Source organism: Rhodovibrio salinarum DSM 9154, assembly GCF_000515255.1.
GTDB classification, from domain to species: Bacteria; Pseudomonadota; Alphaproteobacteria; order Kiloniellales; family Rhodovibrionaceae; genus Rhodovibrio; species Rhodovibrio salinarum.
This window is the reverse complement of the sequence record NZ_KI911559.1, coordinates 3,771,036-3,794,130: the sequence shown is the minus strand read 5'-3', so window position 1 is coordinate 3,794,130 and position 23,095 is coordinate 3,771,036. Positions and strand designations below refer to the sequence as shown.

Genomic DNA, 23,095 nt, shown 5'->3' with positions numbered 1-23,095 from the left:
CCGGCCTCGGCCTAATGCGATTCCCCTGGCAATGCCATGCGCCGGGCTTGCCGGGATCTTTGTTGAGTATATGGTCTCGACGTATGGTGTTCTCACCGTTGTGTACGTTGAAGCCAACGATCTCCCAGCCGGCTTGGACGAGTTCCGGTAGTGATCGCGAACCACGTTCTGCGATGACCACCACGGGCTGTCGGTCCATTGGCGAAGCCAGGGGCAGTTACGGCAATGCACACCCCCAAAATTGCGGATCGGCGCCAAAGTGATCCGACAAGAACTCCCCGAAATCAGAAGCTTGGCACGCCGATCGGCACTTTGCCCCCTCGCCGATCAACACCCGGCGTGGTTGACGCCACCGACACCGCTATCGCGGATCCTTGGCTATCCAGCCTGGCTGGTGGGGCCGGGCGGGGAAAATGGCTGATAAATCGGATTAACAGGGAAAAATCGGCGCTACGGGCGAGTCCGCTCTGGCTACATCATGGGCTGACGCCGAGCGAATCGAAGGCCTTGGCCTGCAGCGGCGTGGGCTGGGTCGGCTGATCGAAGCTGTAAGCCGGGTTGCTGGGCATGGTGACGGTGTTGAGGCACAGCGTGCCCAAGTCATCGAGCAGGCTCTGAAAGTTGTGCACGGGCAGGTCGTCGTCGGTCCGCCGGGTGGCGGCCTTGCGCGTGGCCGCCGGCGAGGGTTCCGCCGGCGCGACGACGGAAGCGCGTTCGGCCTCGGCGCCCTCGGGATCGTGGTCGTCGAACAGGAGCGGCGCCAGGCGCTGGCGCATGTGCGCCTAGACGTAGTAGGCCAGCATGCACAAAAAGACGTGCGCACGGACCCGATCAGCGGCCCAGTGGAACACTGGCCGGATCTCCAGGTCGACGGTCTTCAGGCTGCGGAACGCCCGCTCCACCTGGCCGAGCGATTTGTACGCCCCGACCGCCTGCGCGGCGGACAGACTCTCGGCGGGCACGTTGGTGCGCACGACGTAGATGCCGTCCAGACGCGCCGGGGAACCACCACGGCCCGTGCCATCGCGACTCGCCGAGCCGGTTGGCTCGACACGGACGCGGCCCGCGTCGGATGCGGACGCGGCCGCGTCTTTGCGCGGCGGGGCAGGATCACGTGGGCGTTGCCTCGACCAGCCGCATCCCCGATCCTGGAGCCGGATCGACCGAAGGATCTGCCATGATCGGACAGATTCCACTTGGTTCGCCGCTCATGGCGCCCAAGGCCCCGGCCAGCGGCGGTGGCTGGGCGTTCCGGCCCGGCGAGGCCACGGCCACCCGGGCCGGCGCCCTTCGCGCGACGGTCATCTGCGCCGTTTTGTTCGTGGCCGGCTACGCCCTGCTCTGGGTGAGCTTCTACCCCGCCCTCGCGCAAGGCGCTCAGGCGACGGTGGAAGGGGTGCGCAACGTCGCCTTCGCCTGCGGGGTTGCGGCGTTCGGCGGGGCGTGCGCCACGGCGTACAAGCCCCGGCTGGCGCCCTACGTCGCACCGGCGGTGGCTGTGCTGGGCGGGGTGTTCGGCGGCGGCCTCGCCCTCGCCTTCGAGCAGCGCTACCCGGGCATCGCCATGCAGTCCATGGTCGTGACGAGCGTGGTCCTGGCCGTGCTCGTGGGCGGCTACACGACCGGTGTGATCCAGGTGACCGCGCGCTTCCGGGCCATGGCCATGATCGGGGCCGTTGTGATTGCGCTGGTCTATGCCGCCAGGTTCGTCCTGTGGCTCGTTGACCTGAGGCTGCCCGTGATCCACGGGGCTGGCTGGGGCGGCGTCCTGTGGACCGGGTTCATCGTTCTGGTGGCCAGCCTCAATTTCGCCGTCGATCTGCAGCGCATCGACACCCTCGAAGACCGGCGCGTGCCCCGCGCCGGGGAATGGTACGTGGCCTTGGCCACGACGACGACGTTCATCTGGCTGAATATCTCAGTCCTGCGGCTGGTCGCCCGGGTCCGCGGCACCTGACGCGGACCCGCGTGGGGCGCCGGCGGCTGATGCCCCGCCGCGAATCGCCGGCCAGCCATCGGTTCTGGAGGGCCGCATGGTCCGACGCGTGCCGACTCGGCTGAAGCTCTCGCGCCACGAGGTGGACGCGCTCTTCCGGCGGCGCTACACGCCACCGGGCCTCCTCGCCGCGGTCGATCGCGACCTCGGCCCCGTGCTCGCCCAGCCGGCGGGGGTCGGTCAGGGCTACCGCCTGGGCGAACACGTATTGATGGTTCTGGGGCTGTTCGACACTTATTTCGCCCACCGCGACCTGTTGCCCTCCCCGGTCGATCCCGACTTCATGCGCCTGATCCTCCTGCTCCACGACATCGGCAAACCGGCCGCGATCGCCAACGGGAACAAGGCGGATCAGCATGACTTCAACCGGGTCGACGCGGGGCACGTGCTGGACCGGCTGCTGTTTCCGCGTGCGGCGGTGCGCCGCGCCCAGGCGCTGGTCGGCCGTGATCCGATCGGGCATCTGATCAAAACCGGCGCCACGCTGGCGGCAGCCGAGAGCATACGGGCCGGAGCCAACGAAGCCGACCTGGACCCGCTTGCCTTCCTGGCGTGGATTGAACTGTACTTCTGCTGCGACGCCGGCAGCTACACGCTTCACGGCGGCGGCAAACCCGGTCTGGACCGTCTGTTCGTCTTCGACCCGCCGGCTCGCCGAATGGGGCTCGCGCCGGACCCGCGGGCCCGGGTGGATGCCGTGGCGCGTGCGCTCGCCGGGTCCGCGGCCGAGGTCTGGCGCCAAACCGGGGCCGGGTTGCCCCCGCTGACGGCTTAGGCGCCGCCGCGGACGCCGGCCACCCGGCGCTGCTGGACACGGTACGCCCCCGCATCCCCCACCGAGCTGGCCCGACTTCGGCCCCCAATGCGAGCGTGGGGGCCCTATTGATGCGTCGGGTAGACGAGCGGCTTGCGCCGCTCGTCTACCCGACCGAACCGCTTGGAGGTGTTGCGACAGCGCGCGGCACGACGTAAGCCGGTCCCACCGGCCGGCGTGCGGACGGTGGGTCGCCAGACGCCGTCACGGCACGCCATCCGCGGTTCGCCACCCGGACAGCCGCGGCGGCCGTGCCGGTGCGGCGCGTCGTGGGCGGGACCAGGCCGACGGGCTCAATTGGAAAGGCACGATCATGGCCGTCAACGACCCTGCCACCGCCACAGCGGCCCGCGCCATGGGCGAATCGGACCGCGCGCAGGCGATCCACCGGGCGCTCGCTGAAGGTGCCAGCGGACAGCATTCCGTGCCGACCGACGACGGCTACCTGACGCTGCCCGTCGTGAGCCTGCCCCCGGACGCCTTGGTCTACCGGGCCGACAACGGCCGGATCCTATCCGAGCTCGTCGACGCGGGGCATGCACACGATACGACGGTGGACGACCTGAAAGCGCGAAGCGAAAGCGCGGACGTCCAGGCGCTGCTTGGCGGCATCCTGCTGGAGAAGGCGCGCGACCCGGACGGGCCGATCTACGCCGAGCTGGCGCGCTACGCCCATCAGACGGAGCCCCTGCTGGTCGACCGCACCGGAGTCGTGGTCAACGGCAACCGTCGGTTGGCCGCCATGCGGGCGCTGCGGGCCCAGGACCCCGACGCCTACGCGGGCTTCGCGCAGGTGGCCGCGGCCGTGCTGCCGGAGAACGTCGGGCGGGACCGCCTGGAGTACATCGAAGCGGCGCTGCAGATGGCGCCCGAGCTCAAGCTGCCCTACAGCTGGATCAACCGGCGCCTGAAACTGCGCCAGCATGTCGCCGACCTCGACCGCGCGCGCGTCGCCAAGGCGTATCGCTTGGCCGACCCCTCGGCGATCGACACCGAGTTGGCGGAGCTCGCGCTCGCCGAAAGCTACCTCGCCTGGCGGGGCACCCCGGACCGGTACGAACACGTGGCCGATCAGGAGCAGCGTTTCGTCCAGCTCAACGCGCGCCTCGACGCGATCAATGCGCCGCACATGGCGGCGCTCTGGACACGGATCGGCTTCGCCATGCTGCGCGCGCAGGACGGCCTTGACCGGGACATCGACCACTATTTTCCCTTCGCGAAGCCGGCGCCGCAGGCAATCGTCCAGTGGGTCCCGCGCGCGTTGGCCGCGGAGTACGGCCTGACCGACCCGCCGGAGCCCGGCCAGGTCCGACCGGTCAACCAAGCCTTGGCCGACACGCTGCGCGCGCGGATCGATGAGCCGGCGGACGCGCAGCGCACCGCGCGCGGCGTCATGGGGCTGATCGACACCCTGAAGGGCAACGAGGACACCTACCTGGGGCCCGAACGCGTGGTGCACCATCTCCGCATGGCCCGGGACGCCATCGAGGCCCTGGGCGTGGACAACTTGCCCGAGCGGCAACAGCGCCGGATCCAGGCGGAGATGGCCGCGCTGGGCCAACATACCGACGCCCTGCTCGACGGCCGACGCACGGGCCGGCCGATGACGCGCGACCGGGAACGCCGGCTGCCCGGCCCCGCCCGTTGGCTGGTCCGCCGGATCCGCCTTGTGCTCAACGGCTAGGACACAACCGACGCAGCCCCGCGACGCCGGCACGCTTCCCGGCGACACGGCCCCCGCGCGCCTCGGGCATCGCGTCTGTGGTCGCGCCCACGCTCGGCCTTTGCAAGCCGTGCGGGGCTTCGGTAACGTCTTCGATGCGTCCCGTCTAACCGCACCAACGTGGGTTGATGTTCCTACAGACGATCTCCCACGCCACGCTTCTTATCAGCCCGCGCCCGGACGGTGTCCCGATCCTGGCGACGGGCGAACCGCTCCGGCTACCCAATCCCGTGAGCATTCATCGACTAAATTCCTGCCGCCCCAAAACCCAGAGCATCGTGGCGTGCAGTGCCAGCGCGAACGCCTCGGCCAACGCTGCGCCCGTTACACCAACGAAAGGTATTAGCGTGAACAAGAGCACGACGTGCGCCCCAAGCGCGGTTGCCTGCGCCGACAACAAGATTTTCACACGGCCCGCACTCGCCAGCAGCGGCTCGAAGGTAACAGTCGCCATGCGGATACCCCCGCCGATCGCGAATATCAGCATGACCCAATATGCCGCCTCGAACGAGGGGCCGAACAGTGTTACCAGGATCGATTGACCCAACGCCCCAAGCCCGCCAACCAAGCCTAGGGCAACCCAGAGCGAGGCTAACGAGAAGGTGCGTAAGGTTTTACGTCGGGTCTCCCATCGGTTGCCGGCGGTTTGGCGCATCAGTACCGGGAGGATCGCGGGCGAAAGGACAGTCTTTACCGGGCGCCGCAAGGCGCCGCCCAGCTGGCGCGCAACTTGGACCAGCGCGGCCGCACCTGGATCGAAAAGGGCACCTGCGGCGAGAACGCCGCCACGATCCTGCACTTGGCGCATCGACGCCTGCGCGTTGACGCCAAAAAGGTAGCGCCAGGCCCCGCCGCCCGGCCGCCTTGGCCGGTGCAAGCTGGCAGCAACATGCGCCAGCAGGCCACGGTGCCGGAGTTCTATCACGCAGGCCGCGAGCAAGCACACCCGTGCCAGGGCGATCGCCGAGAACCAGACAACCAGAAACGTGACCAGGCCGCCCTCCAGTGCGAACGCCAGCCCACCTCCAGCCAGCTGCAGACCCGGCAGGACAACTCCCTGCAGGGCTATAAACCGGAACATGCCGAACAGCTGGAGTAATGCATGCGCGGTTATCGTCAGCGCTGGGAACACAGTGCAGAGCCCGAACACCCGCGCCGCGCTCAACGTATCGGGCGGCAGGTTGAGCAAGCCGCCGACCCAACCGGTAACCGCCAGGACCGTGGCCGTGGCCAGGACCGCGCTCAGCGCATCCAACCAGACCCCGAACGCGACCGTCCGGCCAAAGCCCTCCGGATCGTCCGCTTCCAGGGCCGGGGCGCCGTAGCGCATCACGAGATGCGTCGAGCGGACGAACACCAGCGCGGCCAAAACCTTGCGCATCGCGTTGATCATAACCAGACTGCCGTAGACGCTCGCGCCGAGGGTCTGGGCGGCGACGGCCACGGCGGCGAGCTTTAATACGCCCTGGCCGCTTCGCCCGACCGCGAGGATCCCCGCGTGGCGTAGCGGCTCGAACCAGTCTTTGCTCGCGGTAGCGGCGAGACCGCTAGACAGGCGGGCGAATACGGACCGTATCGACAAAGCAGGCAGGGCCTCCAAGAGATCGAAGGACGCCAATGAAAGGCAGGCGGTCGGGTCCGTCAACTCCCACGGCTCTTAGGGCGCTCCTTGCCGCCGCGGAGCAGAAATCCGAAAGCGGCCAGGTGCGACGTGCTCGGGCCTTCTGCCCCTCTACCTCTCTTAGGGTCGGAGTGCCGGCCGCCCAAGCGCGGCGCCCGCCCCGACACCATCCCGACACCCACCTTTATACCTGCCGCAGTAACCCCGTATGTTGGAATGTCCGCCGTGGCCTCGAAACGCCGCATAGCGATCTTCTTCCTGCCGGTCGGTCTGCTTGGGCGCGAGCGCCTGTTGCTTGCGATCACCCGGCAGGCGCTCGCCGACGGTCACTCGGTGGATTTGCTGACGCCTTCCAGCGCCGCGTGGCTCCGTTCAGCCCTGCCCTCAGGTGCCAACCTGATCGACCTGAGCGGTTGGTGGATGGGACCGGAGCGCCAACACGCTCGTGCCAAGCGCCGAACGTATTTAGCCGTGCCGACCTTGGCCCGCTATCTGCGTCGCGCCCGGCCGGACGTCCTGCTCGCCGCGTCGGTGCCACCCGGGATCGCGGCGATTCTGGCTCAGCGCCTGAGCGGCGTAGCGACCCGCATGGTGATCCGGCAGAGCGACCCGCTGCGCGTCCCTGGCCACCCGGATTACGATGGCATCCTGGAACGCCGGCGTGATCGATGGATCCCCACCCTGTGGCCAGACGCGGCCGGCATCATTGCTGTCTCCGAGGGGGTCGCTGAAACCGTTCGTCTAGCCACCGACCTTCCGGCGAGGCGTGTACGTGCAGTGCCGAACGCCGTGGACCTGACCGAAATCGCTGATGCCGCGGCCAAGCCATCTGACCATCCTTGGTTCGCCAACGGTGCCCCCCCGGTGATCGTCAACGTGGGCCGGCTGGCACCGCAAAAGGACCAGGCGACGCTGATCCGGGCGTTCGCCCGCGTCCGCGCCGACCGACCGGTGCGCCTCGTGATATTCGGCCAGGACATGGGCCAGGGGGAGGCGCTGCGCGCCTTCGCCGACGATTTGGGCGTTGGCGGCGACGTCGATCTAGTCGGGTTCCATAACAACCCCTACAGCCATATGGCGCAGGCGTCGCTGTTTGTGCTTTCGTCGATCCGCGAAGGTATGTGCAACGCTTTAATCGAGGCCTTGGCCTGCGGCTGCCCGACGGTCAGCACCGACTGCCCGTGCGGCGCTCGGGAAGTCCTCGACGACGGGCGTCACGGCGCATTGGTACCGGTGGGCGATGACGAGGCGCTCGCGGTCGCGATGCTGCGGACGCTCGATGCGCCGCCCGAAGCCGCGACGCTAGAGGCACACGCCGGAACGTTCGCCGTTGAGCGTGCCGTTAAAGCTTACCTTGACACGCTCCTCTGCGTCGCAGCCGGCGACACGGTAGGGACGGGCCTCGAGTCGGCGACCCCGCCGACGCCAACCGCCTGATGGCCCGGCGACCGAAGGCATCGTGGGACCGCGTCTCGTCGGCCAGTCTCCGGGGCCAACTCCCTTTCGTCGGCGCTGACCTCGGGCAGGCCCTCTCACATGCTAACCGTGTCCACCAAGAGCGCCTCCAGTACGGCAGCGCGGGCGTCCCAGGAATGCCGTGCTTGGAAACGAGAATGTGCCGCGATTCCCAACCGCCGGCGCCGCCGCGGATCCGCGGCAAGTCGCCGTAGGGCACGCACCAGGGCCGCATCGTCGCCCGGCGCGACGAGGTCCGCCGTTTCGCCGTCGACCAGCACCTCGCGTAGGACCGCCAGGTCAGCCGTGACGATGGGTAGCCCAGCACTCATATACTCGAACAGCTTCAGCGGCGACATCCATGCGGCAATGTCGTCTGCTTGGCCGGTTCCCCGTCGGTAGGCGGCTTCGCCCATGACCGTCGCGGCGTACGGTGCGGCGGCGATGTCGAAGTCCGCGAGACCGGCGACGATCTGTCGGTGCGGTCGGTGTCCATAAAAGATCACGTTGGCCGGTGCGTGCGCGGCCAGCGCCGCGATCTGGTCGGGATAGCCGCCGTACAAATGGACCTCCAGCTCCGGAAGAGCGCACGCCGCGCGCACCAGGGCGTCGGCGCCCTTTCCAGGATGCAGGCTGCCAGCGTACAGCACACGAACCGGATCACGTGTGGTATAGTCTAGTTTGACCGCCGGCGGCTGTGGTGCGGCGTCATGGATGACGTGGACCCGTCCGCGCGCCAGCCTCGGGAAACGCCCTTCGATCTCGCGCGCCAGCTCAGCCGAGATCGCCACCAGCCCCCGAAACCCTGGCGCCGCCAGCAAGCGTGCGAACTTGGCTTCATCTTTCGCGGTGCGATCTGGGGGGCGGTGAACTTCCGCGACCACCGGATGCCCTCGTGTCGCCAGCCGCAGCAGCATGGCGAGGTGGCGACCGTAGACGACCCGCCCTCCGCCTCGGACCAGGCTGCGGGCCAGCCAGTGAGCGGCGGTGGCCTCCAGCGGCTTGCGCAGTCGAGGAACTCGGTGATCGCCCAGAAAACGCAGTCGGAATCTGGCCGGGGCATCAAGGTAATCGGCCAGTCCGGCGCGCCCTCCCGGGCCGCGCCGGGCATACAGGGTTACGGCATGGCCGCGCGCGCCTAACGCCTGGCTCATGTGCACGACGTGCACAGTGTTGGCGGCTGGCGACGGGATAGTTGAGCCGGCGAAGTAGCGAATATCCATGAGGGAAACGTCTGTGTCGGTCCACGATCTAGGGCGCGCGTCAGCAGGCCAGCGGGGGTTAGACGAGCACCGCGCTCAAGCCGACCGCCGTGTCGCTTCGGCCAGAATGCGCCCGCAACACTCCGTGTTCGAACGTCGTCGCGCCATGGCGGAGACCAGCAGGTGGGTGGTTGGTGGCCAGTCGAGTCGGAAGCGCTTTCGCCAGACCAACTTACGCAGCACCCGTGCAGGCCAGAGCCGATTCTCAAATCCGGCCACGGCGTCGACATCGAAATCGTCGGCGAGCGCCGCAAGCAAACCGCCCCGAGAGAAGTGCTGGTAGTGCTTGGCTTCGGTGGGTTTTGCGACGCTTGGTACGGTAACCATCAACCGACCGCCGTTCCGCAACAGCCGCGCCGCCCCGCTCACGAACGCCGGCACGCATTCCGGCGGCACGTGCTCGAGGACCTCCACCAAGCTGGCCGAGTCGAAGTGCCCCGGTTCCATATTCGTGTGAGCGTCGCAGACGATATCGACAGATGCGTCGTTGAACATCCGTGCCCAGGCGATGGCCCGACGGTCGGTATCGACACCGGTGAGGTTCAGCCGGTCCGCTGGCACGCGACGGCTGAGGTGGCGCAGAAGCGCACCGTCGCCGCAACCGATATCCACGTGCCGCCATGCTCGCGCGTTCGGGTTTGAGCTCAGGTTTCGGTCCATCCAGTCGGTGACGATCCAGAGACCGGCAACGTAGGAGGGCGCAAAGCTCCAGTACCTAGAGATCGTGGGCACTGGGGTCAGGGCAGGCAGATGATGGTAAGGGAAGGCGTAAGCTTCGGCTTGGCGTTGGTCTTGGGGGCTTCGCATCGGTCGACGCGACTCCTTGCAGGGTCTCAGACGGTGATGATGCCGACGTATCCGGGGGTGCGTACTGGCAGGGTGCATCATGCCCTGGCGGTGCGCCTGATACCTCCAGTGCAGTCTGGTGGGGACACGCTCGTCGAGGATCGCGGCGGAGCCATTATGGCCACATGACGAACAAGCTCAAGGTAACCGGGCGCCCGGCGGGGTTACGCGCCGCCGGCGCCGTTCCCGTCGATCAGGCTGAGTATTCGAGCGCACACGGGGGCGATGAGCGCGCTGTTCACCCCTGGCCGGCCGGGCAGGTCCAGAAGCCCTTCTGTCCACGCGGCCCGGCCGTCGGCGACGAGCGCCTCGAACACCGCATCCGGGTCCGGCGGCGGCGTCAGCAGCGGCGCGTTGGCCAGGCCGCGTTGCCACAGCCGCAAGAGGTCTAGCCCAGCGCCGGCACGCGAGCTGTACGGTGCGCGCCGGGGCACCGGCACGACGGTGACCGGCTTCCCAGTTGCCACCGCTCGGGCCAGCATCGACACGCTGTCCCCCGTGACGACAATCCGGTCGGCCTTATCGAGGAACGCATCCATCGGATTGTCGCGGCCGCTCTGCGCATGCCAGCGGTAGACCAACGTTGCGCAGGAGGTTTGCAGATCCGGCAGACGCCCCTCCTCCGTGCGTGGACTGGTAGTGACCATCAGCGACCCGCCGTGGCCGACGCGTTCGGCGGCGGCATCCAGGGTTTTCCAGACGGTCGCGCGTGTTAGATCGCGGGCGCGGGCGTCGCCGCCGATCAGGACGGCGGCACGCGGCGCGGGAAGATCTGCGATCCGCGCCGTCCACGCTGGATGCGGGTCGTCCGCGCGCTGCGCTCTTACGAGGGGCAGGGGCAGACGGACCAGATTTCTGCGCGCGGGCAGATGATATTGCGGCGGCGCCAGCACCAAATCAAACCAGCCAAGCGGCGCACGCGGCCGCCCGATCTGCACCAGTCGGACACGGTGGCCCGCGACGCGCTGAATCCAACGGGCGACCGGCACGCTTCGCCGGCCGGCCGCCAAGACAAGCTTCGGCCAGGGAGGCGTCAAGTCCGGATCGGCTGCCGCAAGACTGTGCAATGTCGCGCCGAGCAGCCGGTTGGGCAGACGGTAGGCGCCCGTGTAGCGGAGCCGAACGATTCGGTACGGCCGCTCCAGCGCCTCCGCCAGCGCGATGACCTGCTCGTTGTCGCCTGCCTTGGGGCCGAGCAGCGCCCAGACCGGTAAATCTTCGCGGCTATCGGAGCGCCGCGTCGGGTCGACAGTGCTCACTGGGGCCATCTCCCGAGCACTGGAGCGGGGACCGCGGGCTGGCGTGCGCATGCGGTCAAGGTGCACTCACGCACCGATAACAATTGCGTTGGGGCATGGTTAAGTATACCGGTTCAGATACAATCTTGAAATCCTGGCCACCCGTTCCAGCAACCATCGGCAGGTTAGTGATTACCTTGGCACGACGCGGTTTCACGCGACGCGGTTTTGCCCTCCGTATCGGCGCGGTCGGGGCATGCCTGGCAGTCCTGGGGAATGTCCACGCACGGGCTGCGGTCGAGCCTCCCGTTGGCCGGTACCGATATACGGTTCTGCGCGAAGGCCGCCCGATCGGCGCACACATTCGTACGCTACGCCAGAACGGCGACATTCTGGCGGTAACCACCGAGATTGATCTTGTGGTCACACTGTTCTCCGTCCCTTTATACAGCTACCGCCATACCTCTGTCGAACGCTGGCGAGGCGACACCCTGATTGGTCTCGACAGTCAAACCCGCAAGAACGGCAAAGAGAAAAGCCTGGCGGGCGTACGCGACGGCGACGGTCCGCTGGTGCTGGAGAACCATAAGGGTGAACGCAGAACGTTCCCGGAAAGCCCCCTCACGACGACGCTCTGGCACCCCCGGACCCCACAGGCACCACAGCTTCTGGAGGTCGAGGACGGCTGGATGAAAACCAACGCCACGCAGGACATCGGGCGCGAAGCCGTCCGGATCGGCGACACACGTCAGACGGCCCGGCACTACCGCCTGGGCGGCGAGGTGCAGCGGGACGTCTGGTACGATGACCGGGGGCTACTGCTCCGGGTTGCATTCCAGCACGACGACGGCTCCCGGATCGTGATGCAGCCAGCAGCGGATTTCACTTGACGTGGACTCTGCTGCGGACCCGTCTCTCGCGGTGGGCGGTGTCGCTGGGCGGTTGAGGCGCGGTCTTTAAGTTCCCAATCTAGCAGACGAGCTATCTTGGACAGCAGCGTATCTTACGACAGGGGCGTCAAAAGGGGGTGGGAGCATGGCTCACGGGACGATGACCGAATTTGGCTACCCGGATACAGTGATCGCGGACTATACGCACTGGACGGTTCAACGGCGCCCGCGGCAGGCGACGCTCGGTGCGCTCGTCCTGATCGCCAAGGCGGAGGCGACCGCGTTCGCCCAGCTTCCTGACGCGGCGTTCGCCGAGGCTGCAACGGTGGTCCGGGCGATCGAGCGGGCCCTAACGGATGCCCTGGCGTACGACAAAATCAACTACCTGATGTTGATGATGAAGGATCCCCATGTGCACTACCATGTGTTGCCGCGCTACGCGCAAACGCGCGTTTTCGACGAGATCAGCTGTTCGGACCCGGGCTGGCCCGGTCCGCCTGACTTGGCACACAGCGTCGAGCTGCCCGCCGTGACGACGGACAGGCTGCACGCCCGGCTCGTTGCGGCTTGGCCAGACTAAGCGATGGGGACGTCCACGCCCCCATCCGCACTCCGATGACGGTTCTATCTCGGTACCTGCTGCGTCGTGCGGCCTTCCACTTCACGGTCATGCTGGCCGTGATGCTTCTGGCCCTCACCTTGGAGCGTCTGCTCGAGATCACCCGAACGGTAACCGATCGAGGTGCGTCAGTTGGGCGCGCGCTCGACATGATCGTCGCGCTGCTTCCCCACTACCTCGGGCTGGCCGTGCCGGCAGCCGCGTTCCTGGCCGTCCTGACTTCTCTCCACCAAATGCGCCACGACAGCGAGTTGTCGGTGATGCATGCCGCCGGCATACCGCTGACCCGCCTGCTACGCCCGCTGGTGGTCGCGGCTCTGCTGTTGGCGGCATTGATGGCCGTTAACACGGCCTTCCTGCAACCTTACGGCCGGTACGCCTACCGAGACACGTTGCGCGACGTGATGGCTTCCCGTTTGCCGATGCGGATCCTGCCCGGGGTGTTCTACGACATTGGCGACGGCACGGTGCTGCGGGCGGGGGCAGTCGGTCCTCGCGGGCAAAATTTTGAGCGGGTCTTCGCCGCCCGCGATCGGCCGGGCGACGGACGTACCTACGTGCTGGCCAAGGCAGGAACGCTTAGCACCGATCGCGAAACCGAACGGCTGGTTGTACGGATGGCTCAAGGCACCCTGATCCGCGACCGAGGAGGTGCCAGCGGCGTGGAGAAAGTCGACTTCGAGCACTACATCTGGCCGCTACCGGTCCAGGGGACCACCTCGCGCGGTCCGCGCGGCAAGGACGAGCGCGAACTTACAGTACCGGAACTGCTTTCCGACACCCCGGCAGCCGGCGGCGATCTCAGCCAGGAGGTCCGTGTTGCGGAACTGAACAAACGCTTGGTGTCGGCAGTGTCGATCCCGCTGCTCGCGGTTCTGGCCGCACCAATACCGGTCCTGCGCGCCGGGCGTGTCAGCCGCTTGACGCGCTTCGCCGTGGGGATTGGCGTGCTGGTCCTCTATCAGAAGCTGCTGGCGCTCGCGGAAGGACTGGTCGCGTCCGGGACGCTGCCACCGTGGGGCGGCCAATGGGGGGTCGTGGCTGCGTTTGCGCTTCTAGCGGCGGGTCTTCTGCGGATCGCTCAAGCTGGCAACCTCGGGCCCCTGCGCCGCCGCCACGCGTCCGTTTCAAAGGCCGCCTGACGATGCCGTTGACCTTTGCCCGCTACCTTCTGGTCACGTTCTTTGCGCGCTTCGCTCTCGCCCTCGCCGCACTGGGTCTTGTGCTGACGGTTTTCGACACACTTGCGCACATCCACGCCGTGCTGGACGGCGGCGCGCCCATCGGGCTTGGCTTGATTGCCTATGCCAGTCTCAGGCTGCCCACGCTGGTGGTCCTGCTGGTTCCTCTCGCCGTGCTGATCGGCGCGCTTCTGACCCTGATCGCGCTAGTCGCCTCCCAAGAGCTCGTGGTCGCGCGTGCCGCCGGTGTTTCCGGTACGCAGATCACCGGGATCCTTCTGATAGGCGCCGCGCTGGTTGCTGGCGCGCACTTCCTGTTCGCCAACCTGGTCGCGGTCGAGACCGCCGGCAGGCTGGCGACCTGGCAGGCGCGCGGTTACGCCGGGCTGCCTCCAGGCGCGCGCTCGGAGGAGCAGGGGCTCTGGCTGGCCGCGGACAGCGCCATCGTGCACATCGGACTGGCATCAGCTGACGGACAAAGGCTGCACGACGTGGTTGTTATCCAGCGCGATCCCGCCGGCGGGCTCGAGGCGTTCTTCAAAGCGCAAAAAGCCCGATTTGTCGACGGGCGCTGGCGCTTGGACGGGGTCGAGCGACTGGTCGCTGCGCGCGACAGCGGTCCTGCGCAAGAAACACCTATCCCTGCGTTCCGGTGGGATCCCAGTCGTTTCGGCAATTTTGGCCAGGGCCCCGAGGAACTGTCGTTCGGCGAAGCATGGTCCTTGCGCAAGGACGCAGGCTACAGCGAACGCACACCCCGGTATTACCGGTTTTGGACGCACCGCAAATTGGCTCAACCTGTCTCGTGCTTGGTGATGGCGCTGCTTCCGGCACACATGGCATATCAGCATGCGCGCCGGCGGCAACTCGTGCTACTGGGGCTGGCAACCCTGGCCGCGGGCGCGCTTTACTTCGGCTTGGAACGGTTGCTGATCCCGCTGGGTGAGACTGCCGTGCTGCCGCCCGCCTTCGCGGCCTGGGCCCCGGCAGTCATGTTCGCCGCCCTAGCGTTTTGGTCGCTGATTATGGCGGAAAGCTGAGGCAATGACGGAACCTGAAGAGATCGCGGTGCGACCGGTCGACAGCCGGCGAGACCTGCGCGCGTTCGTTCGCGTCCCCTTCGCGCTTTATCACAACGATCCGAACTGGGTTCCGCCGCTGCAATTCGAGCGGCGCCAGCATTTCGGCACAGCCAACCCCTATTTCGAGCACGCCCGCGCACGATTCTTCCTCGCATGCCGGAACCGACGGCCGGTGGGCCGGATAAGCGCGCAGATCGACTGGCTTGCGCAACCGGATCTCGGTACGCCGATCGGCCATTTCGGCCTGGTTGAGGCCGCCGACCAAGAGGTTCTGCACGCGCTCCTGGAGGCGGCGGAAGCCTGGCTCCTGGACGAGGGCGCAGCGCTGTCGGAGGGCCCGTACAGCCTGTCCAGCAACGATGAGACTGGGCTTCTCGTGGTGGGGCACGACCGCCCGCCAAGGGTGCTAATGAACTACGGCCCTGCATGGTACGCCAAGGCCCTAGAGAAGGCCGGCTACATCAAGGCCAAGGACCTGCTCGCGTACCGGGCGAACGTTAATCAGAGCTTTCCCGCAAGAGCCGCGCTCGTCGCCCGTAGCGCCGCCGCTGACCCGCGCGTTCGGGAACGGCAACTCGATATGCGCGACCTCAATGCGGAGATGCGTCGGGTCGCCAACGTGTTCAACGATGCCTGGTCCGGTAATTGGGGCTTTGTCCAGATGACAGAGGCGGAAGTCCGCCACATGACCCGAAGCCTGAAACCGATTATCCGCCCGGAGTTGGTCCGTATCTCGGAATACGACGGCGAGCCGGTGGCAATGATCGTCGCCGTGCCTGACCTCTACATAGTTCTGCGCGAGTTGCGCGGCCGGCTGCTGCCGTTCGGTTGGGCGTGGCTGCTGTGGCGGATTAAGTTCCGCCCACCGGAACACGGCAGGGTTATGCTTATGGGCGTGCGACGGCGTTACCAAGGCGGCAACCTTGCCGCCGGGCTGAGCGCACTGATGATGCAACGCCTCCATGAGGCCGCCCGCGGCCTAAACATGGCCGAGTTCGAACTGTCGTGGATTCTGGAGGACAACGAACCGATGATCCGCTTACTCGAGCTGTTGAGGGCTGAGGAGGACAAACGTTACCGGCTCTATCGCAAGGCATTGAGATGACGAACGACGGTGCAAGAGCGCACGCGCTCGTGCTCGCAGGCGGCGTCGATCGGACCCATCCCGTGGCCCAGGCCGACTCGGTCGCGGCCAAGCCATTCGCGCGAGTGGCCGGCACCGCAATGGTCGAGCGGGTGGTTGCGGCCCTCCTCGCCAGCGATCGGATCACCCACGTCACGCTGAGTCTGAGCCGAGACGCCGTGACGACGGCCCACCTCACGGAATTGCCCGCGCACATTCGCGCGGGGTCGGTGAGCTTACGCGAACCGGGACCCTCGCGCGCGGCCAGCGCACTCGACGGCGCCGCCGTAGCACCCGGTGACCGGCCGCTGCTGATCGTCACCGCAGACCATCCGCTGCTAACGGCCGCCATGGTAGACGACGTCTTGGTCGGCGCACAGCGGGCTGCCTGTGACTTCGCAGTTGCCATGAACCAGGTTCAGATCCTGGCGCAACGCTACCCGGAAGTGCGCTGCAGCAGGCTACGGATGCGCGACGGAGTGTACAGCGGATGTAACCTTTACGCCATGATGCGCCCGGCCGGGTCGCGCGCCGTGACCTTCTGGCGCGAGCTGGAACAGAGCCGTAAGGCCCCGCATCGTATCGCCGCGCGACTCGGCCCGGCGAGCCTGGTTGGTTATCTTCTGCGCCGTTGGACCCTTGCGCAGGCGCTGGAGCGGCTTTCCGCACAGATCGGCTGCCGAGTTGCGCCGGTTTTGCTGGAACAGCCCGAAGCGGCGATCGATGTCGATACGCCAGCTGACCTCGCGCTCGTCCGCCGGATCGCGCGACAGGGCCCGGGCGCTCACGACACGGCGGCCAGGTGAGGCGCCCCCGTGCTGCGCCAACGCTGCACGGCCTGGCGGGCCTGTTGTAGGTCGCTTGGCACATCAACCTCGCACCACGCGTCCGTACTACAATGCGATACGGTCAGCCCGTCCCCGCGCGCTAGTTCGTCTAACGCGGCTGGGTACCACAAATCACGGCCGCCGGGCCGGCGCAAGCTTCGATACACGGTCTCGGCAAAGCAGTCGCGGCCGGAGCCGCGAAACAGGGTCATACCAATCGCCTCGCCGTCCGCACAGGTCGGGTTGAGGTGCTTGCCGATTTGGCATACCAACTCATCGGACACTCGCACCTTCATGTCGTCGGCATCGTAGCGCGCTTTCTGCGAAATCGTGACGGTGATCGTTGCATGAGAGGCCAACAACCGGCGCACGGTGGCCGGTGCGAACAGGGTATCGCCGTTGATCAGCAGAAAATCCTCCGTGGCTTCCGGAAGGGCGCACCAGACCGATGCTAGGTTGTCCGAGACATCGTAGAAGGGATTGTAGATCGTGCGCGCTGACGACAGACGCTTCCGGGCTAGTTCTTCATCAATACGACCGGCTTCGAAGCCCGACACGACAACGCATTCAGTAATGCCCGCAGCCGTGAGCACCGAGATTTGCCACGTCAGAATGGTGTGATCAAGATCGACCGGCAATAGACACTTGGGCGTCTCGCTCGTCAATGGGAGACACCGCTTACCCTGTCCAGCGCTCAGGATGATCGCTTTCATGAAAACCCCGTTGACCCATGGCGGCGCTGACCGCTAAGGAGAATTCGGTAAATACCGGGTCGGTGAATGTCAAACAGTTGTCGGCTCACACCGTCGCGAGCGCCGCCGCCTCGAAGCGCGCGGCTGCAGGCTTATACCCAAGGCTTATACCCGGGCTGCAGTGAACGTCCCGATCGCTGGATCGAAGCATCGCTCCTCGACGGCGAAGTGGCCACCAGCGCGGTGCCGGAAAAGGCGGTAGTGCCCAGTCTGGTGCGTCCTGTTTTTCAGCAACGACGCGGAAGCCACCCCGTAAACCGGGACAGGCGCGTGCGGGCCCGGCAGGTCGGCTTGACGGGGCCCATGGGCATGGCCGTGCAGAACCAAGTCCGCGCCCTCCTTGGCGATTATCGCGCGCAAGGCCGAAGCATCGTCCAAGCCCCGGCGCCAGTTTTCGGCGCCCCACTGGGGTGGATGGTGCAAAGCCACCACGCGTGTGAGTCCGCGAGCCAAAGCGGTGCGGAGAATCGCCGCCAGTCGCGACATCTGCTCGCATCCAACCCGGCCATGGGCCTGCCCGATGCCCGTTGGTATCGCCGTCGAAACCCCGATGAAAGCGACCCCGCCACGGACTTGCAGGAGCGGAAACTCGGCCGCCCCGTCGTCGTCCAGCAGCCAGGGCCGCAACGCCAATCGCATCGCCTCTTCGCTCGCTTGGACGTAGGCATCGTGGTTACCCGGAATCAGGGTGACGGCCCTCGTGGGCCCGAGACGTCTGAGCCAGCGCGCAACGCCCTCAAACTCCGCGGCCAAGCCGAGGTTGGTTAGATCGCCGGTGATTACGACATGATCGGGCGCCTGACAGGCCAGCTCGTGGAGCAAAGCGTCTAACACCTCGACGCGATGTTCATACTTGCGCCGTCGGTGCCAGACCACGTATCCCAGCAGACGCTTGCCCGTGAATTCGCGCGGCCGGATCGCTGGCAGCGGCGGTAGGTGCAAATCGGAAATGTGTGCGAAAAGCCTCATCGGGGCGTTCGGCGACATTCAGATGTCCGGAAGCAAGGCGGGATTTTCATTGGTGACACATACCACCGAGCCTAACAACTCCGCCGTAACGGTTTATGTCGTGAGGTCCGAAGAGCCGGTCAAGGTTTGGGGGCTCGAACCGGAACAGCGGATTCACCGCCAGTTCAAGGGCCTCAGCGTGGCGGACGTGTCGTGGGCGGCACGTGGATCGTACCCCCGGACCAAGCGCGTCCTGCTGCTGCGCGGCGACGTCGTGTACGACACGCCTCTCCTGTCGGCCCTGCTGAACCAGCCGGGAACGCGCCTGGAGCGCCCGACCGACAACGGCACGGTGCGCCTGGCCGTTCACGTCCCCGCCCGCCAGACCGAGCAAGCGCGAGCATGGCTGACAGGCGAAGGCCTGCCACCGGACGGTACCACTCCGTGCGCGCCGGAGCACGCCGGGGACGCCTACCGCGGGAAGCTGCGTAAGCGCGAGCCCCCCTACTGCCTGCAAGTTGATCGCGCCACACAGCGCGCGGTGGAGCGGCGTGTGTACATGGCTGCCTACAAGGGTATAACGGACGCCGTCACCAAACACGTCTGGCCGGTACCGGCGATGTGGGCGACACGCGGCTGCGTCCGCCTGGGCGTGACCCCGAACGCGGTCACGCTTTTGAGCGCGGTACTGGTGTTGGCCGCGCTGTGGGCGTTCGCTACGAGTGCTTACGGTTGGGGGTTGCTCGCAGCTTGGTTGATGACCTTCCTCGATACCGTTGACGGCAAGCTGGCACGCGTTACCCTGTCGTCATCGAAGTTCGGTAACCTGTTCGACCATGGCATTGATCTTGTGCACCCGCCGCTGTGGTACGCGGCCTGGGCTTACGGGCTGGTGGAGACCGGTCACGCGCTGCCACAGCCGTGGCTCGATTGGACCGTGGCGGCGATTTTCGTTGGCTACGTCTTGGGCCGGCTGCCGGAAGGGTATTTCACCCGTCGGTTCGGCTTTGAGTTGTTCGTCTGGACACGGTTCGATTCCGGGTTCCGACAAATCACCGCCCGCCGTAACCCGTGCCTCGTGCTGCTGACACTGGCCTGGCTCGCCGGCCGCCCAGATCTAGGAATCCTGGCCACGACCGCATGGATCCTGGCCTCCGCTGTCATCCATCTCCTCCGGACCGTGCAAGCGGAGCGGGCGAACACCCGTGGACAGCCAGTCGCATCTTGGCTCAAGGCACCAGTATGAGCGATATCGCGGTCTTGTCCAACCCGGCCAGCGGCAACAACCGCACGCGCGCTCGCCGCGAGCTCGAGGCGCTCACCCGCGCCCGCGGGATCGACCATCTACAACCGGCGAGGCTACGGGAACTTCCCAACGCGCTGCGCACCCTCGCGGCGCGGAACACTCGCGTGCTCGCGATCGACGGCGGCGACGGCACGGTGGTCGCAGTCGTGACCGCGCTGCGCCGGCACAAGCCTTTCACTCGCGAGCCGATTCTTGCGGTTTTGTCCGGCGGCAGCACCAACATGATCGCCCGCGATGCCGGCTGCCCAGGCGCGCCCGCGGCCGCTCTTGCACGCCTGCTCAAACACTGGGACACGACCGACGGCCAGCTGCCAATAGTTACGCGGCGTCCGCTTCTGGTGCGGAGCGCGGGCGCGCCGCCGTCCTACGGGTTCTTCCTCGGCGGCGTGGGGATCCCGCGGGTAACGGCAGCCGCGCGGCGCGGTCTGTATGCCCGCGGCATTGCTGGCCCACTCGCGTGGTCGCTCGCCCTGATCTGGAGCCTTTGGCGCCTGGCGTGTGGTGGGCTCAAAACCACGCCCCTCCTCCGACCGGCCGACGTGCGGATCGTCTGCAACGACAGTCCGGGCGCGACCGCACCCCGCATCGCCGTGATTGTCACCAGCCTTGAACGGCTGCTGCTCGGTTTACGCCCGGTATCGCCCGGCGATGGCGTCGGCGTGGCGGTGATCAACGCCCACGTCCCAGGCCTCTGGCGGCGTGCGCCGTCCGCGCTATGGCGCCCTTGGCCGTCCTTTACGGCCATCGAGTCGAAACCGTTCGCGGCATGCCGCTGCCGATCGGTCGCGCTGAGCGCGACCGAAGACTGGGTGCTAGACGGGGAGCCGCTCGACGGTCCGGCCGACGCCACCCTTACGGTGCAGTCGGACAGCTCGCTCCGCTTCGTCGTGGCGTGAGGCCTACGATCATGTCCGAGGGGTGGACCGATTTGCGCGCCCTCGTGGTTGAAGCTGCGGAGACCGCCGTCGACGCCCAGGTTCGCGCGGCGGTCGACGCCCTGCTGGCGCGGTGCCGGCGCGAGCAGGTGGTAGGGGTACTGTTCTACGGTAGCAGTCTGTGGGCGCCGCGTCACGCCGACTTGATCGACCTGTATCTGCTTGTCGACACCCCATCCGCGACCGGTTTCGGTCCGGTACTGGCCGGCCTTAATCGGCTCCTGCCGCCCAACGTGATCTATCTTGAAACCACCGTATGCAAAGACGGGACACTCGTCGGAGCGAAGGTGGCCGTGGTCACTTGGACGCAGTTTGCGCGTGGGACCGCTGGGCGGTCGGCGACCCCTTCCATCTGGGCCCGGTTCGCCCAGCCGTGCCGGCTGATATACGCCCGCGACGAGGCGACCCGGTCGGCGATCCTCGACGCCCTGACGGCTGCTACCGTGAGCTTTCACCGCAAGCTTCTAGGCATTTTGCCCGACCGCACGACCCCGCACGATCTCTGGCAGGCCGGCCTAACCGAGACCTACGCCCGGGAGCTGCGCAGCGAGGCGCCGGCACGGGCCCGGGCGATCGTGGCGGCGGGGGGTACCGCGCTGACGGCCCGCACGCCAACGGCTATCCGCTGCCTCTCGCCGCATGCGTCCCTGAGCGATGATGGCCGCGTGCGGGTGCATCTGACACGCTGGCAGCGCGGGCGCGCCCAGCTGGCGAGCCAAGTCGCCCGACCGGCGGGCAAAGTGCTGTCGCTCGCCCGGGCGATCAAGGCCACGTTTACCTTCGACGGCGGTGTGGATTACGTATGCGCCAAGATCGAGCGGCACAGCGGCGTAGCGGTTCGGCCAACGCCTTTCCAGCGCCGGCACCCGCTGATCGGCGGCTGGCCGCTTTTGTGGCGTATCTACCGGGCCGGCGGGCTGCGTTGAGGGCGGCGCCCGTCGCAGACGCTACTCTGCGGCCGTGCCGCGCCAATCGGGCGCGTCCGCCACCCGCGCGAATGCAGCAAGCACGTGGTCCAGTTGGTCGGCTGAGTGCGCGGCGCAGACGGAACAGCGCAGCAGGCAGTTGCCGTTCGGGGTTGCCGGGGGTAGCGCTAGGTTTACGTACACGCCGTCGTCCAGCAGGTCGCGCCAAGTGGTGAGGCCGGTCTGCGTGTCCGGCATGCGCACGGCGATTACCGGCGTCTTCTCCGGCCCGAGCTCAAATCCCATTCGAGCGAGCCCGTCGTAGACAATCTCGGCGTTGGCCCACAGCCGGTCGCGCAAACCGGGATCGGTACGCATTCGCTCCAGCGTGCACCTGGCCGACGCTACCACAGCGGGGGGCAGGGATGCGGTGAAGAGATAGGCGCGCGCCGACAGGCGGATCGCTTCCAGTGCGTCGTGGTCGGCGGCGCAAAACCCGCCGATCGTGCCCACACTCTTGGAAAAGGTGCCGACGATGAAGTCGACCTTGTCCGCGACGCCCGCTTCCGCCGCGACGCCACGGGCGCCCGGTCCGGTCACGCCCAGGGAATGCGCCTCGTCCACCATAAGATAGGCGCCGTGACGCCGGGTGACCTCGGCGATTTCCCGCACGGGAGCGCGGTCACCCAGCATTGAGTAAATCCCCTCGATCACCACCAGCGCGTTGCCTGGCGCCTGCAGGCGGGCCAGACGGCGGTCCAGGTTCTCCGGGTCGTTGTGGCGGAAGCGCTGGACCGTGGCATCACTCAGTTTGCAGCCGTCGTAGATGCTGGCGTGGCAGTCGGAGTCGATCAGGACAGTGTCGTCTCGGCCGGCGATCGCGGAGAGCATGCCGACATTCGCCTGGTAACCGGTGCTGAACAACAGCGCGTGCCGGCGCCCAAAGAAGGCCGCAAGCTGGCGCTCCAGGTCCTGGTGCAGACTGTAGGAGCCGTTTGCCACCCGCGACCCGGTGGTCCCAGTTCCAGCTGCGTCGAGGGCGGCGTGCGCGCCCTCAAGCGCCGTCGGCTCGAAGGTCAGCCCCAGGTAGTTGTTGGAGCCCAGGAGCACGCAGCGACGGCCCTCAATCTCCGCTTCTGTTGGCCCGATCACGCGATCGACGCGGACCCCGAGCGGATCGCTACCAACCTGGGCCAAGAGCTCAGCATGCTGGCGCCCGACGGCGGTGAACTTGGCGAGTAGATCTTTCATTCGGTTTGCTGCCCCCCGGATTTGGCCTGCGACCGGACAAGGTCCGCAATCTGCCCGATCGTGCGTACACTCCCCAGTTGGTTCAATGGCACCGCGATGTCGAACCGCTCTTCCAATTCGAACATCAGATCCATCACGGCGACCGAGTCGATCGCTAGTTCGCCGGTGACGTCGGTATCTTCGTGGAGTTGAATGCCGGTCGTGTTGTGTTTTTCCAGTTCTGCGCACACGGCCTCAACAATCTCGCGGTGCTCCGGGGTCGGCGTCCCAACCGTATTTTCGGTCATGGCTGCGGCTCCAGTTGTTGCGGGGTCGCCGGCT

At 67.0% G+C, this 23,095-nt stretch carries 23 protein-coding genes; 13 read left to right on the top strand and 10 right to left on the bottom strand.

The genetic code is table 11. The features are described 5' to 3' along the window. Positions 1–476: 476 nt before the first annotated feature. Positions 477–776, bottom strand: coding sequence for a hypothetical protein (locus tag RHOSA_RS23380; protein WP_037259007.1), 300 nt, complete (start codon positions 774–776; stop codon positions 477–479). A 6-nt stretch (positions 777–782) separates the two neighbouring features. Next, entirely contained in the window at positions 783–1,196 is a 414-nt protein-coding gene (locus RHOSA_RS24875) for a transposase (protein WP_081728960.1), read from the bottom strand. On the opposite strand from RHOSA_RS24875, the gene RHOSA_RS23370 reads away from it, so the two are divergent. From RHOSA_RS23370 to RHOSA_RS0117635, 3 genes are all read left to right on the top strand, one after another. After that, a complete protein-coding gene (locus RHOSA_RS23370; protein WP_051432288.1) occupies positions 1,178–1,957 on the top strand; it encodes a Bax inhibitor-1/YccA family membrane protein in 780 nt (259 codons plus the stop codon). The genes RHOSA_RS24875 and RHOSA_RS23370 overlap by 19 nt on opposite strands. Before the next feature lie 76 nt (positions 1,958–2,033). Next, positions 2,034–2,771 carry a hypothetical protein gene (locus RHOSA_RS0117640; protein WP_027289718.1) on the top strand — a complete coding sequence of 246 codons (738 nt, stop codon included), beginning with the start codon at positions 2,034–2,036 and terminating at the stop codon, positions 2,769–2,771. A 352-nt stretch (positions 2,772–3,123) separates the two neighbouring features. Beyond that, complete coding sequence (locus RHOSA_RS0117635; protein WP_027289717.1) at positions 3,124–4,494, top strand: hypothetical protein; 1,371 nt, start codon at positions 3,124–3,126, stop codon at positions 4,492–4,494. Between the two features lie 277 nt (positions 4,495–4,771). On the opposite strand, the gene RHOSA_RS0117630 is transcribed toward RHOSA_RS0117635, so the two are convergent. Next, the gene (locus tag RHOSA_RS0117630; protein ID WP_027289716.1) at positions 4,772–6,178 is read right to left on the bottom strand and encodes a lipopolysaccharide biosynthesis protein; all 1,407 of its coding nucleotides are present in this window, start codon (positions 6,176–6,178) and stop codon (positions 4,772–4,774) included. 192 nt (positions 6,179–6,370) lie between these two features. Here RHOSA_RS0117630 and RHOSA_RS23365 point away from each other — a divergent pair, with 192 nt between their 5' ends. Then, complete coding sequence (locus tag RHOSA_RS23365; protein WP_081728816.1) at positions 6,371–7,591, top strand: glycosyltransferase; 1,221 nt, start codon at positions 6,371–6,373, stop codon at positions 7,589–7,591. A 95-nt stretch (positions 7,592–7,686) separates the two neighbouring features. Here the strand turns inward: RHOSA_RS23365 and RHOSA_RS23360 are convergent, their stop codons facing one another. The 3 genes from RHOSA_RS23360 to RHOSA_RS23355 form a co-directional block, all read right to left on the bottom strand. Continuing rightward, the gene (locus tag RHOSA_RS23360) at positions 7,687–8,832 is read right to left on the bottom strand and encodes a glycosyltransferase family 4 protein (RefSeq protein ID WP_081728815.1); all 1,146 of its coding nucleotides are present in this window, start codon (positions 8,830–8,832) and stop codon (positions 7,687–7,689) included. A 75-nt stretch (positions 8,833–8,907) separates the two neighbouring features. Then, positions 8,908–9,678: an SAM-dependent methyltransferase gene (locus RHOSA_RS0117610; protein WP_169816649.1), complete on the bottom strand. Its 771-nt coding sequence runs from the start codon at positions 9,676–9,678 to the stop codon at positions 8,908–8,910. A gap of 203 nt (positions 9,679–9,881) precedes the next feature. Continuing rightward, positions 9,882–10,976: a mitochondrial fission ELM1 family protein gene (locus RHOSA_RS23355; RefSeq protein ID WP_051432284.1), complete on the bottom strand. Its 1,095-nt coding sequence runs from the start codon at positions 10,974–10,976 to the stop codon at positions 9,882–9,884. A gap of 176 nt (positions 10,977–11,152) precedes the next feature. Here RHOSA_RS23355 and RHOSA_RS0117600 point away from each other — a divergent pair, with 176 nt between their 5' ends. From RHOSA_RS0117600 to RHOSA_RS0117575, 6 genes are all read left to right on the top strand, one after another. Then, positions 11,153–11,845, top strand: coding sequence for a DUF6134 family protein (locus tag RHOSA_RS0117600; RefSeq protein ID WP_156092808.1), 693 nt, complete (start codon positions 11,153–11,155; stop codon positions 11,843–11,845). Between the two features lie 145 nt (positions 11,846–11,990). Next, positions 11,991–12,425, top strand: coding sequence for an HIT family protein (locus RHOSA_RS0117595; RefSeq protein WP_027289712.1), 435 nt, complete (start codon positions 11,991–11,993; stop codon positions 12,423–12,425). 35 nt (positions 12,426–12,460) lie between these two features. Beyond that, on the top strand, positions 12,461–13,606 hold the full coding sequence (locus RHOSA_RS0117590; RefSeq protein WP_027289711.1) for an LptF/LptG family permease: 1,146 nt from the start codon (positions 12,461–12,463) through the stop codon (positions 13,604–13,606). 2 nt (positions 13,607–13,608) lie between these two features. Further along, positions 13,609–14,685: an LptF/LptG family permease gene (locus RHOSA_RS0117585; protein ID WP_027289710.1), complete on the top strand. Its 1,077-nt coding sequence runs from the start codon at positions 13,609–13,611 to the stop codon at positions 14,683–14,685. 4 nt (positions 14,686–14,689) lie between these two features. Beyond that, positions 14,690–15,832, top strand: coding sequence for a GNAT family N-acetyltransferase (locus tag RHOSA_RS0117580; RefSeq protein WP_027289709.1), 1,143 nt, complete (start codon positions 14,690–14,692; stop codon positions 15,830–15,832). Then, positions 15,829–16,656 (top strand): NTP transferase domain-containing protein, encoded by an 828-nt coding sequence (locus RHOSA_RS0117575; protein ID WP_051432283.1) that lies wholly within the window; start codon positions 15,829–15,831, stop codon positions 16,654–16,656. The genes RHOSA_RS0117580 and RHOSA_RS0117575 overlap by 4 nt, the downstream gene beginning before the upstream one ends. Here RHOSA_RS0117575 and RHOSA_RS0117570 read toward each other — a convergent pair. Further along, complete coding sequence (locus tag RHOSA_RS0117570; protein WP_027289707.1) at positions 16,635–17,390, bottom strand: phosphocholine cytidylyltransferase family protein; 756 nt, start codon at positions 17,388–17,390, stop codon at positions 16,635–16,637. The genes RHOSA_RS0117575 and RHOSA_RS0117570 overlap by 22 nt on opposite strands. A 144-nt stretch (positions 17,391–17,534) precedes the next feature. After that, on the bottom strand, positions 17,535–18,416 hold the full coding sequence (locus RHOSA_RS23350) for a metallophosphoesterase family protein (RefSeq protein WP_051432281.1): 882 nt from the start codon (positions 18,414–18,416) through the stop codon (positions 17,535–17,537). Positions 18,417–18,450: 34 nt separating this feature from the next. Between RHOSA_RS23350 and RHOSA_RS0117560 the strand changes: the two genes are divergently transcribed. From RHOSA_RS0117560 to RHOSA_RS0117550, 3 genes are read left to right on the top strand one after another with little or no spacing between them, the layout of a single operon-like run. Then, positions 18,451–19,623, top strand: coding sequence for a CDP-alcohol phosphatidyltransferase family protein (locus RHOSA_RS0117560; protein WP_027289706.1), 1,173 nt, complete (start codon positions 18,451–18,453; stop codon positions 19,621–19,623). After that, entirely contained in the window at positions 19,620–20,579 is a 960-nt protein-coding gene (locus RHOSA_RS24470; RefSeq protein WP_027289705.1) for a diacylglycerol/lipid kinase family protein, read from the top strand. Before RHOSA_RS0117560 ends, RHOSA_RS24470 begins: the two co-directional genes overlap by 4 nt. Positions 20,580–20,590: 11 nt before the next feature. Continuing rightward, positions 20,591–21,544, top strand: a complete 954-nt coding sequence (locus RHOSA_RS0117550) for a hypothetical protein (RefSeq protein WP_051432279.1) — start codon at positions 20,591–20,593, stop codon at positions 21,542–21,544. A gap of 21 nt (positions 21,545–21,565) precedes the next feature. Here the strand turns inward: RHOSA_RS0117550 and spt are convergent, their stop codons facing one another. Both spt and RHOSA_RS0117540 read right to left on the bottom strand, forming a co-directional pair. Then, on the bottom strand, positions 21,566–22,774 hold the full coding sequence (spt, locus tag RHOSA_RS23340) for a serine palmitoyltransferase (RefSeq protein ID WP_037256595.1): 1,209 nt from the start codon (positions 22,772–22,774) through the stop codon (positions 21,566–21,568). Beyond that, positions 22,771–23,061: an acyl carrier protein gene (locus tag RHOSA_RS0117540; RefSeq protein WP_051432278.1), complete on the bottom strand. Its 291-nt coding sequence runs from the start codon at positions 23,059–23,061 to the stop codon at positions 22,771–22,773. The genes spt and RHOSA_RS0117540 overlap by 4 nt, the downstream gene beginning before the upstream one ends. Positions 23,062–23,095: the final 34 nt, after the last annotated feature.